This window comes from Tessaracoccus lacteus, assembly GCF_029917005.1.
GTDB classification, from domain to species: domain Bacteria; phylum Actinomycetota; class Actinomycetes; order Propionibacteriales; family Propionibacteriaceae; genus Arachnia; species Arachnia lactea.
Genome location: NZ_CP123967.1, coordinates 2,940,110 through 2,952,231 on the forward strand (window position 1 = coordinate 2,940,110; position 12,122 = coordinate 2,952,231).

Annotated in this window: 9 protein-coding genes and 1 pseudogene; 7 read left to right on the forward strand and 3 right to left on the reverse strand. The window is 67.9% G+C overall.

From position 1 onward, the window contains the following. Positions 1-701 precede the first annotated feature (701 nt). From QH948_RS14165 to yaaA, 7 genes and pseudogenes are all read left to right on the forward strand, one after another. A pseudogene (locus QH948_RS14165) lies at positions 702-767 on the forward strand (NADPH-dependent FMN reductase); the annotation flags it as partial. A 684-nt stretch (positions 768-1,451) separates the two neighbouring features. Next, a complete protein-coding gene (pta, locus tag QH948_RS13615; RefSeq protein WP_281144869.1) occupies positions 1,452-3,509 on the forward strand; it encodes a phosphate acetyltransferase in 2,058 nt (685 codons plus the stop codon). Between the two features lie 74 nt (positions 3,510-3,583). After that, complete coding sequence (locus QH948_RS13620) at positions 3,584-4,771, forward strand: acetate/propionate family kinase (protein ID WP_281144870.1); 1,188 nt, start codon at positions 3,584-3,586, stop codon at positions 4,769-4,771. Positions 4,772-5,402: 631 nt separating this feature from the next. Next, positions 5,403-6,179 (forward strand): SDR family NAD(P)-dependent oxidoreductase, encoded by a 777-nt coding sequence (locus tag QH948_RS13625; protein ID WP_281144871.1) that lies wholly within the window; start codon positions 5,403-5,405, stop codon positions 6,177-6,179. A gap of 1 nt (position 6,180) precedes the next feature. Then, complete coding sequence (locus tag QH948_RS13630; RefSeq protein WP_281144872.1) at positions 6,181-6,981, forward strand: lysophospholipid acyltransferase family protein; 801 nt, start codon at positions 6,181-6,183, stop codon at positions 6,979-6,981. Next, positions 6,978-8,684 carry an FAD-binding oxidoreductase gene (locus QH948_RS13635; RefSeq protein WP_281144873.1) on the forward strand — a complete coding sequence of 569 codons (1,707 nt, stop codon included), beginning with the start codon at positions 6,978-6,980 and terminating at the stop codon, positions 8,682-8,684. Before QH948_RS13630 ends, QH948_RS13635 begins: the two co-directional genes overlap by 4 nt. 220 nt (positions 8,685-8,904) lie before the next feature. Then, positions 8,905-9,675 carry a peroxide stress protein YaaA gene (gene yaaA, locus QH948_RS13640; protein WP_281144874.1) on the forward strand — a complete coding sequence of 257 codons (771 nt, stop codon included), beginning with the start codon at positions 8,905-8,907 and terminating at the stop codon, positions 9,673-9,675. Positions 9,676-9,886: 211 nt separating this feature from the next. On the opposite strand, the gene QH948_RS13645 is transcribed toward yaaA, so the two are convergent. The 3 genes from QH948_RS13645 to QH948_RS13655 form a co-directional block, all read right to left on the reverse strand. Continuing rightward, the gene (locus QH948_RS13645) at positions 9,887-10,261 is read right to left on the reverse strand and encodes a hypothetical protein (protein WP_281144875.1); all 375 of its coding nucleotides are present in this window, start codon (positions 10,259-10,261) and stop codon (positions 9,887-9,889) included. A 485-nt stretch (positions 10,262-10,746) separates the two neighbouring features. Beyond that, a complete protein-coding gene (locus QH948_RS13650; protein ID WP_281144876.1) occupies positions 10,747-11,256 on the reverse strand; it encodes a hypothetical protein in 510 nt (169 codons plus the stop codon). Positions 11,257-11,422: 166 nt separating this feature from the next. Then, complete coding sequence (locus tag QH948_RS13655; protein ID WP_281144877.1) at positions 11,423-12,100, reverse strand: hypothetical protein; 678 nt, start codon at positions 12,098-12,100, stop codon at positions 11,423-11,425. Positions 12,101-12,122 lie beyond the last annotated feature (22 nt).

The following is a 12,122-nucleotide window of genomic DNA, read 5'->3' on the forward strand; positions in this document are numbered from 1 at the left end:
GCCTGTCGAAGCGCCTTCCCAACCCGGCTCGTTGAGCCTGTCGAAACGCCCTGAGCGAAGCGAAGGGTCTCACCCGGCCCCGAGGCTCCACACGGACAAACCGCCTCGCTCCGCTCGGCGCCCTTCGACGAGCTCAAGGAACCGGGTCGTCGAGCCTGTGGCCGCCTGCCCCCGGCCCGTCCCCGAAAATCGACCAGTGCCCGGTTCTCCCCGGTCCGATCACCAGAATCGCCCACTGCCTTCCGCTGCCGCCACCGCGAAAATCGACCACTGGTCGCTTCTCCCCGGTCATTCGAGCAGAAGCGACCACTGGTCGATTTTCGGGGGAACGGCGAGGGCGTCGAAGCCCTATCAGGCAGCGACGGGACGGCGGGGTGGCGGGTGACGGCGGGACGGGGTGAAGGCGCCAGGCACGAGAAACGGACAGAGCTACTCCGGGGGCCGTCATCCAAAGGCTGCCTCGTGAAGATCGGCATCGTAGCTGGGTTCCGTGAGTGACCACCGCAGGGCAGCTCGGTGGCCGACTGGGTGCTCGGCGTCACGGCCGACCGCGCGGACGCCGAGTACAGGCTGATCGACCTGATCGCCTTCGACCTTCCCGTCTTCAGCGACGCGGCGCTGCCCGCGAAGATGGGCAAGAAGTATGCCGACGAGCGGGTGCAGCGGTTCTCCGACGAGCTCGACGCGTGCGACGGCTACGTGTGTTCATCACCGCCGAGTACAACCACGGCATCCCCGGTGCGTTCAAGAACGCCATTGACCACGGCCCAGAGCTGTTCGGCAAGCCTTGCGTTCGTCTCCTACGGCGCGGCCGGCGGCGTGCGGGCCGTGGAGCAGTGGCGCCAGGTGGCGGCTTCAACCTGTTCGACTCCACAATCAGGTGTCGATGTCGACCTTCACCGAGTTCGACGGCGAGACGGTCGCCCCATCGGAGCGCCGCACGGGCGAGCTGGCGCAGCTGTTCGACGCCCTGCTGCCGATCGCGGAGAGGCTGTCCGCCTGACCCGCCGCGGTGAAGCCAACCAGCTGATCGCTGTCGGCGGCGAGCCACGCCGACTGACCCGCCGCCTCTACCCAGCTGTCACCCCGTCGCCACCCTGACCCCAAACGCCACCCTCAGCAACAGGCGCCACCCTTCTCGACACACGCCACCACCATGGCGGTGGCATGTGTCGAGAAGGGTGGCGTCGGTCCACAAGGGTGGCGTCGGTGAACTCGCACCGACCGCCCAACACGGCAGACCAACCGGGAGAGCCACCGGAAGAGCCCACGACGGCAGCCGACAGCCAGAAACGACAGTCCGAACCGACTGCCAAGACCGGCCTGGGCCCCGCCGCGCAACGACCCCGCCGGCCACCGCCGACGCGCCCCGACGGTGTTGCCCATTGAAACCGGATCCCGCAATCGATCGACGGGACGGTCACCAGATTCAGACGCGGTATGGTACTTCCGTGACTAAGAGTGTGTACATTGCCTCATCGGAGCGGCAAGTCGGTAAGTCCTCCATCGCGCTGGGCGTCGTCGACCTGTTCGCGCGCCAGGTCCGGTCCGTGGGCGTCTTCCGTCCACTGGTGGCCTCGGTCGAGGACGACCCGGTGACCGAAGCCCTCCTCTCCCACAAGGCTCTGTCTCAGAGCCTCGAGTCGGCGATCGGCGTCTCCTACGCCGACTGGGCCGCGAACCCGGATCAGGCCCTCGACACCATCGTGGCGAAGTACAACGCACTGGCAGAGTCCCGCGACGCAGTCGTGATCCTCGGCTCGGACTACGAGAGCCTGGAGGCCTCGTCCGAGCTGGCCCGCAACGCGACGATCGCGGCCAACCTCAACTCCCCCATCCTCTTCGTCTGCCGCGTCGACGGTCGCAGCGCCGGCCAGATCCAACGCCTTGCCGAGGCCGCGATCGAGACCCTCGAGAGCGCCTACAACACCGTCATCGCCATGGTCGCGACGCACGCCGACCCGGCGCAGCGCGACGAGGCCGCCGTCGCACTCAAGAAGGTCCGCGACGTCGTCGTGTCTGTGTGGCCGCACAACGACGTGCTCGCCGCGCCCTCGGTGAGCGAGCAGTTCACCGCCGTCGGCGCCACGCGGTGGCTCGGCCAGGAGGATTTCCTGCACCACGAGTCCCTCTCGACGCTCATCGGCGGCATGACGCTGCCGAACCTGCTGACGCGCCTGAAGAAGGAGTCGACGGTCATCGTGCCCGCCGACCGACTCGACCTGCTCCCCGGCCTGGTCATGGCCCACTCGTCGGCCCAGTACGGACCGCTGGCCGCGCTGATCCTGACAGGCGGCTTCGACATCCCCGAGTCCGTCTCGAAGCTCTTCGGCGAGTCGCTGGTCGATCTGCCCATCGCCATCACGTCCATGGACACCTTCACGACCGCGACCACCCTCCAGAACGTGCACGGCACGTCGACCGGCTCAGACCGCAAGATCGAGGTCTCCCGCGCCGTCTTCTCGGAGTTCGTCGACGAGGAGGCCCTGCTGGCCGCCATCGATCTTCCGCGCACCGAGATCCGCACGCCCACGATGTTCGAGTACCAGATCCAGCAGAAGGCGCGCTCCAACCGCCAGCGGATCGTGCTGCCTGAGTCCACCGACGACCGCGTCCTTACCGCCGCCGCCATCGCGCTGCAACGGTCCGTCGCGGAGATCATCCTGCTCGGCGACGCCGCTCGGATCAGCGCCCGCGCCAGCGAGCTAGGCCTGAACCTCAGCGAGGCCAAGGTCATCAGCCCCGAGGACCCGCAGCTGCTGCAGGGATTCGCCCGCGAGTACGCCAAGCTGCGCGCCCACAAGGGAGTCACGATCGAGCAGGCGCTTGAGAAGCTGAAGGATCTCTCTTACTTCGGGACCATGATGGTCCACCTCGGCATGGCCGACGGCATGGTCTCCGGCGCCGTGAACACCACGGCCAACACCATCCGCCCCAGCCTCGAGTTCATCAAGACCGCCCCCGGCGTGAGCGTCGTGTCCGGCTCGTTCCTGATGTGCATGAGCAACCGCGTTCTGGTGTACGCCGACTGTGCCGTCAACCCGGACCCGACGGCGGAGCAGCTGGCAGACATCGCCATCTCCTCGGCCAAGACCGCCGAGAGCTTCGGCATCGAGCCCCGCGTCGCGATGCTGTCCTACTCGACCGGCGACTCGGGCTTCGGCGCCGACGTCGACAAGGTCCGCGAGGCCACGCGCCTGGTGCGCGAGCGCGCCCCGCAGATCAAGGTCGAGGGCCCGATTCAGTTCGACGCAGCGGTCGACGAGGTCGTCGCGCGGAAGAAGATGCCCGGATCCGAGGTCGCCGGCCGCGCCACGGTGTTCATCTTCCCGGATCTCAACACCGGCAACAACACCTACAAGGCGGTGCAGCGAACCTCCGGCGCCGTCGCCGTCGGGCCGATGCTGCAGGGGCTGCGCAAGCCTGTCAACGACCTCTCGCGCGGCGCGCTCGTGGACGACATCGTCTCCACGATCACGATCACCGCGATCCAGGCCCAGGCTCTGTGACCTCACCCGACGCGCATGTGCACGCCTCCCGGCGGGCGCACACCACCACCTCCCGACCGAACAGGAACAAGTCCATGGCTCAGCCGATCCTCCTTCTCAACTGTGGATCGTCGTCCATCAAGTACCAGTTGCTCGACCCCGCCGAGCCCGGCCCCCGCGCCGTGGGCATCGTCCAGCGCATCGGACTCGAGACGTCGACCATCGACCACGAGGTGGGCGAGAACGAGTACCACGAGGAGACGCACTTCGCGAACCATGTCGAGGCCGTCGCAGCAGTCGTGCAGATGTTCCGCGACCACGGACCGAGCCTCGACGACGTTGTCGCCGTCGGTCACCGCACGGTGCATGGCGGCTCGACATTCGTAGAGTCCACGCTCATCACCGAGGAGGTCATCGAGAAGCTCGTCGAGCTGTCCGGCCTCGCACCGCTGCACAACCCGCCCGGCATCGCGGGCATCCGCGCCGCGCAGGAGGTGCTGCCGGACGTGCCGCACGTCGGCGTGTTCGACACGGCATTCTTCTCCACTCTCCCCGCGGAGGCGTACACCTACGCCGTCGACAGGGAGGTCACGGACCGCTACAGCATCCGCAAGTACGGCTTCCACGGCACCTCGCACAGCTACGTGTCCAAGCAGGCCGCGAAGTGCCTTGGCCGCCCCATCGAGGAGACGAAGCTGATCGTCTGTCACCTCGGCAACGGCGCCTCGATCTCGGCGGTCGACGGCGGCGTCGCGATCGACACCTCCATGGGCCTGACCCCGCTGCAGGGCCTCGTGATGGGTACCCGCTCCGGCGACGTCGACCCCGGCCTGCATGCGTTCCTGGTGAACTCGGCCGGTATGACCATCGCCGAGGTCGACGACCTGCTGAACAAGCGCTCCGGCATGGCCGGCCTGTGCGGCTACACCGACATGCGGGACGTGAAGGCCGCCGTGGAGAACGGCGACCAGGCCTCGCGACTCGCGCTGGACGTCTACGTCCACCGGCTCGTGAGCTACATCGGCTCGTACTACGCGCTGCTCGGCGGCCTCGACGCGGTGGTGTTCACCGCAGGCGTCGGGGAGAACGCAGACCCTGTCCGCAAGGCCGTGATCGACCGCCTCAGCCACTTCGGCCTGAAGCTCGACGACGACGCCAACCGGGCCCGGTCGAAGCAGCCGCGCGATATCTCGGCCGCCGACGCCACGGTCCGCACCCTGGTCGTGCCGACCAATGAGGAGCTGGCGATGGCCCAGGAGACCCTGAGCGTCATCGGCCGCTGACGCGACACAACTGAGGAGGGCGCCCCGCCGGGGGGCGCCCTCCTTTGCTGTCCGGAGCCGCTATTCCCTCTTCGCTGTCCGGAGCCGCTATTGCGCGGGCGCTGCGGCTCGGGTCACCTTTTGTACGGGTCGGCGCTGCTTTGACCCGGCTCGTCGACGAAAACCGTTCAGTGGTCGATTCTCCCCGGTCCAGTGCCGAGAATCGCCCACTGGGTAGCCACCCTCGTCGGACTGGGCGAGATCCGACTCAAGGCCGTGTGCGCTTCTCGTCGTCGGACCGGGGAGAAGCGGGCAGTGCCCGAAATTCGGACGCGGCGGGGTCCTTTGAGGGGAGGGGCGACGGGGTAGTGAACGGTTCTCGGGGGCAGACCAGGGAGAATCGGCCACTGAACGATTTTCGGGCGCGGTGGCCGACGGCGAGCGGTGGCCGACGGCGAGCGGTGGCCGACGGCGAGTCCGCTTGCGTGACTGCGTTCCCGGCCCGCATTGTGGGGAATCTCCAGCTGCTGATCCGGCCATTGGCCGATCCCCACAACATCCGGCTCGTGAGCTTGTGGGCTCACCAACAGCTGTCGGGTCGGCGCACCACTCGGCTGCTCTTCGTTGTCGACGGTGGCGTACCGTAGTCCCTATGGTTTCTGCGCTGATCACGGGTGGCACGTCGGGCATCGGTCTGGAGTTCGCGCGCGAGCTGGCCGAGCGGGGCAACGACCTCGTCCTGGTCGCCCGCGACGAGGCGCGCCTGCACGCCGTCGCCGCCGAGCTCGGCGAGAAGTATGGAGTGCACGTGGAGACGCTGCCCGCCGACCTCTCGGTCCGCTCGGACGTGATGAAGGTCGCCGACCGACTGGAAGACCCCTCCCGGCCCGTCGAGTGGCTCATCAACAATGCAGGCTTCGGCCTCCATTCCACCGTGCTGGATCGAGACGAGATCGACCTGCAGGCCAAGGCATTCGACGTCATGTGCCTCGCTGTGTTCATCCTCGGCGGCGCGGCCGGCCGGGCCATGCGGGGCCGCGGTCACGGCCACATCATCAACGTCGCCTCATCGTCGTCGATCATCTACACGGGCAACTACTCGGCGATCAAGGCGTGGGCACGGACGTACTCGACGGCGCTGGCGCTGGAGCTCGAGGGCACCGGGGTGCACGTCACAGGGCTGCTGCCCGGCTGGGTCAAGACCGAGTTCCACGCCCGGGCCGGAATCAACTCCTCCAGGCTCCCCGGCGTGGTGTGGATCGACCCGAAGAAGCTCGTCCACCGGGCGCTCGCCGACGCCGAGCGAAACAAGATCGAGTCCATCCCGGACTGGAAGTGGCGACTGTCCGTGTTCGTCGGCGATCATGGCCCCAAGGCCATCACCCGGCAGGTCTCCCGGATGCTGACCGCATCGAGGAAGAAGCACTGAGTTGGCCGAGGACAGCCAGTCCAGCACCCGGTACCAGTCGAAGCTGCAGGCGACCACGCGTCAGACCGCGCAGCTGCTGCTGCTGAAGCCCGCCCTCGTCAAGCTGCTGAAGATCCATGTGCACGGCGCGAACAACCTCGACGGGCTCGAGGGTGCGTTCGCCGTGTTCGGCAACCACAGCTCGCACCTCGACGCGCCGCTGATCCTGTGCTCCATGCCGGGGAGGCTGTCGAAGTTCGTTGCGACGGGCGCGGCGGGGGACTTCTTCTTCGGCAACTGGGTCAAGTCGCTCGGCATGAACCTGTTCATGAACGCGTTCGCCGTCGACCGGGGCAAGGGTGGCAAGGGCCAGCGAGGCATGGCCTCGCAGCTGCTCAGCGACGGCGTCCCGATCCTCCTGTTCCCCGAGGGAACCCGGTCCCGCACGGGTGCGATGGGGCCGTTCATCCCGGGCGTCGCCTCCCTGTGCATCTCGCGCGGCGTCCCCGCGTTGCCGGTCGCCCTGGTGGGCGCATACGCCGCCTGGCCGTCGAAGCAGAAGCACCTCCCCAAGGGCCGACCTGAGGTGCACGTCGTGTTCGGACGGCCGATGTACCCGTACCCGGGGGAGATCGCACACGAGTTCAACGAGCGGATGCGACGCCAGGTTCTGGAACTTCACGACACGACGGCCCGCGCTTACGGTAAGAAGACCCTGGCGGAATTCGCGCGCGCCGTTGCACTGGAGAAGGCAGGCAAGAGCGAGATCGCCACCTTGGTCGAGGACGCCAAGGAGCAGGCCGACAAGCAGGAGGGTCGATGATCGAGGGCGTCAAGCAGCAGAAGTGGTGGGGTTGGGGCGAGGACGGGAAGTCCTACAGCCACCACGACAAGCCGAAGTTCGCGCCGTTCGTGAAGAAGATGGTCGGCGTCGATATCACGGCAGCTGTCCCCCCGAGCCCGCGCTTCGACGACCTTGAGGTGCCCGCGTCGCAGCTGGGCGAGGGGCTGCGCGGTGAACTGGTAGCCATCCTCGGCGAGGAGTTCGTCCAGACCGACGACGAGACCCGCGTCGTGCACGCGTTCGGCAAGGGCGTGCGCGACCTGATGCGCGTGCGCGCCGGTCAGCTCGGCCGCCTGCCTGACGTCGTGCTGTACCCGGGCTCGCAGGCCGAAGTCGAGAGGCTCGTCGACGCGGTCATCGCGGCCGACGGCGTGCTGATCCCCTTCGGCGGCGGCTCCAACATCGTCGCGGCACTGGAGGCGGAGCCCGGCGAGACCCGCCAGGTTGTCTCCGTGAACCTCGGCCGGCTGAGCCGCGTGCTGGAGATCGACGAGTCCTCCGGACTCGCGCACATCCAGGCCGGCGTGTTCGGCCCCGATATGGAGGACCAGCTCAACGCGCAGGGCTGGACGCTGGGGCATCACCCCGACTCCTTCGTCTGGTCGACGCTCGGCGGCTGGATCGCCACCCGCTCATCCGGCATGCAGTCCGACAAGTACGGCGACATCGCCGACATCGTCCGCGGCCTGACCATGGTCATGCCCGGCCAGGTGCTGACGCTGCGGCCGCTGCCGTCGTCGTCGTCCGGCCCGAGCGTCCGCGAGATGGTGCTCGGCTCCGAGGGCCGCCTCGGCATCATCACCTCGGCGTGGGTCAACGTGCACCGGCTCCCCGAGGTCCGCGAGCTGCAGTCCTACTTCTTCGCGACCTACGAGGACGGGCTCAAGGCCTGCGAGCAGATCATGGCCTCCGACGCGGCCCCGATGATGGCGCGGGTCTCCGACGCCGTCGAGACGCAGTACATCATGGCCAACGGCAAGAAGTCGTCGCGCATCGGGTCGCTGTCCAGCAAGGCCATCCAGAAGATCATGGAGGCCAAGGGCTGGGACCTGGAGAAGATCGCGATGAGCTTCGTCGGCTTCGAGGGCAGCCCGACGCACGTCCGCTATGAGAAGGGGCTGGTCAGCAGGATCGTCAAGGCCAACGGCGGCATCTCCGTCGGCAAGGGGCCGGGCACGCTGTACGACCAGAAGAAGTACGACACCCCCTACATCCGCGACTTCATGCTCGACCGCGGCCTGATCTGCGACGTCTCGGAGACGACGACGCCCTGGGCATACGCCGAGCAGATCCACACCAACACCGTCGCGCGGTTCCAGAAGGCGATGGACGAGATCGGCGTGCGCGGGGTGGTGTTCTGCCACCTGTCGCACTCGTACCATTCCGGCGCCTGCCAGTACTTCACCTTCGCGATCGCCGACGACAGCGAGAACCAGATGGCCACGTATGACGTGGCCAAGCGCGTAATCCAGCAGTCGTTCATGGACAACCACGGCACGGTGTCGCACCACCACGGCGTCGGCGAGGAGCACAGCCCCTGGATGGACCAGGACATCTCCCCCGCGGGAGTGTTCATCCAGCGCAAACTGTTCGACGGCGTCGACCCGGGCCACCACCTGAACCCCGGCAAGATCATCCACGAGGGCCGCCCCGGCATCTCGTCGAACTCCCAGGACGCCTGAGCAGCAACTCGTCGCGCCCCGTCCCGTCGCGTCGGTCCGCAGTGACCGGGCGGCGGGGCGTCCGCGTCGGGCGACGGGCATGTCGGGGAGCTCGGGGCGCGATGAGCACATCCTCCTTCTCGTCGCGGATGTCAACGATCACATGGCGATTTCGGGCGACGACAAGTGTGTCGTGCTCATCGCGGCATCGGGTCGGGGCGCGGTCGGTAGACTCGGGCGCATGCTGACGGTGCTCTCCCCCGCCAAGTCGCTCGACTTCGACACGAAGCTGCCGACGAAGAAGCACACCGAGCCGCGGCTCGTGGAGCAGTCGGCCGAGCTGATCGAGGTGATGCGGGAGAAGTCGCCCGCCGACATTGCGACGCTGATGCACATCTCCGACGAGTTGGCCCACCTCAACGCCACGCGCTACCGAGAGTTCGACGTCGACCACACGCCGGCCAACTCTCGGCCGGCGGTGTTCGCGTTCAACGGCGACGTGTACCAGGGCATGGCCGCCCGCGAGTTCGACGCGCGGGACCTCACCGAAGCCCAGAAGACGGTGCGCATCCTGTCGGGCCTCTACGGACTGCTCCGGCCGCTGGACCTCATCCAGCCGCATCGCCTCGAGATGGGCACGCGCCTGGCCACGACGCGCGGCCGGTCGCTCTACGACTGGTGGGGAACGCAGGTGACCGACCTGCTGGCCGAGGACCTCGCCGCGTCGCCTGGATCCCCGGTGCTGGTGAACCTGGCGAGCAACGAGTACGGCAGCGTCATCGACGTCCGGCGACTCGGGCACCGCGTCATCTCGCCCCGCTTCGAGGACCGCGACGCGAAGGGGCGGCCCCGGGTCGTCAGCTTCTACGCCAAGCGCGCCCGCGGAACCATGGCCGCGTGGCTCGTGCGCAACCGGGTGCGGACCGCGTCGCGGATAGTCGAGTTCGACGGCGACGGCTACGCCTATGACAAGGCGCGCTCGACGAAGGACCAGCCGGTCTTCGTCCGCTGAGGACACCAGACTCCGGACCGACGCCTCGATGAGCACGACACACTTGTCGTCGCCCGAAAAGGCCGTGTGATCGTTTGCCATCCGCGACGAGAAGGAGGATGTGCTCATCGCACCCAGGCGCACCGGAGCACGTCCGTCCGGAGGGGTGTCGAACACGATCCTGCTCGGCGTACCGACCACAATCGTGTTGCGCCCGAGCCGGGACGCGTGGTCACATGAAGGCGCCGAAGATGGCGAGCATCATCACGAAGTAGACGATCAGCAGCAGCAACCCGAGGCCGGCGCAGGCGAGGCTGATGATGCCCAGGATCTTGCCGAGCAGGTAGCCGGTCTTCAGCTTGCCCTCGAAGGGGTAGGGCGCGCCGGCCTCAATCTCCTTCTTGGCCTCGGACCCCAGGTACCAGGCGACGAAGGACAGGATGCCGGTGAAGATCCCGACGATGCCGAGGATGAAGACGGCCTGCGCCTGCGGGTGCTCGGCGGGCGGCTGGTAACCGTAGTAGGGCTGCTGATATCCGTAGCCCGGCTGGGCCGGTGGCTGCTGATAGCCCTGCTGGTACCCGTTGTACGGCGGCTGTTGGGACATGGGGCCTCCATCGCTGTCGGTCACCAGACTCCCACGCCCCCGACGGGGCCGCAAGTGTCGTCCGACAAGGCGTTCAGCCGAGCTGGGCCGCCGGCGCGACGATCAGCACGGCGACGTGGGCGAGCGTGGACATCGTGACGAGCCAGTAGCCGGTCCGCACCTTGCCCTCCCAGCGGAAGGTCCCGGCCGCCCTGATGTCCCGACCGATGGGACCCGAGGCGCCAGGCAGAGGACCGCAGACGAGCGATATGCCTACGGCAGCACGCCGGTGATGCCGAGCGCGAGGGCCGGCCCGGCGTCGGGGTGGTCGGCTCACGGGAAGACCGTGTCGGTAGTAACGGTCGCTCGTCGCGTGAGCGTCGTCTCGTTCATAGGGGCTTCCCGCCGGGCACCTCACACGTCAATCAGCCGTGAAGATGCCGAGCGCCGCCCCCGGGGATGACGAAGGCCGGACACCCTGCGGGTGCCCGGCCTTGAAACCGACGTCAGGACTGCATGGCGCCGAAACCGATGAGGGCGATGATCCCCACGATGTAGAGCGCGATGATCACGAGGTAGATGATCGAGAAGACCTTGCCGAGCAGGTAGCCGGTCTTCAGCTTCCCCTCGAACGGGTACGGCGCTCCGGCCTCGATCTCCTTCTTGGCCTGCGCACCGAGGTACCAGGCGATGAAGGGGATGATGCCGACGAAGATGCCGACGATACCGAGGATGAACACCGTCTGCGCCTGCGGGTGCTCCGCCGCCTGGTAGCCGTAGGGCTGCTGGTATGGCTGGGCCGCGCCGTAGGGCTGCTGCGGCTGACCGTAAGGCTGCTGGGGAGCGCCGTAGGCCGACTGGTCGTAGCTCGGCGGCTGGGGCGAGCTCGCGCTGTAGGCCGACGGCTGCTCGGGGGACCCGTAGGAAGGCTGCCCATAGCTGGGCTGCTGCGGGGCGGAGCCCTGGCTCGGCTCCGACTGGGGCTCGTAAGGGCTGGAGCCCTGGGGCTGCGTCATGAGATCTCCCATCTCGGTTCTGACAACTGGTCACCAGTCTTGCACTGATGTGAGGCGGGCCGAGGACATATCCAGCGCCGCGGAATCGTGCGACACCGGCGAAGCCCCAGCATGCCGCCCCAGTGTGCACCGCGGAGCGATATCCACACCCACCCGGACGGTCCTCCTAGCTGGTGAAGAGGCCCATGAAGACCAGCAGCCAGAACAGCGCCTGGAGAATGGTCATCACGATGCCGATGATCTCGCCCGCACGGGCCGTGCCGCCGTAGCGGTAGGGCGCGCCCTCTGCGATGTCGCGCTTCGCGCGGACACCGAAGTACCAGGCGAACGGCGCCGTGATCGGGATGAGGAGGCTCACGACGCCGAGCGTCAGGATCGTGCCTGAGCGGGGGTGCTCGGGGATGTACGCCATCGGGTAGGGCTGGTAGAGCCCGTACCCGTATGGCTGGACCTGCCCGTAGGGCTGCTGACCATAGGGCTGCACCTGCCCGTACGGCTGGGCCGCCCCGTAGGGCTGGGGCTGCGCGTACGGCTGAGCCGGCCCATACGGACCGCCATAGGGCTCCTGCCCGTAGGTCGACGCACCGTAGCCGGGAACCTGCTGCCCGTACGGCAGCGGCTGCGCCGGAGACGGCTGCGCGGCCGGCGCCGGGTTCGGAGCGACGCTCTCCCACATGGGCCTGGTCGGCTCGGCCACGGCGGGAGACGGGATCGGTGTCGTGGGCTCGCCGCGGAGCGGAACCGTGGGCTCCGACGCGCTGCCGTACCGGCCGAGCGGGACCGTCGGCTCGGCGCTGCTGTAGCCGGGGCCGGTGAAGTCCGGGCCGTGGTTGGTCGACATCATGGCTCCTTCGTCGGGTCTCCGA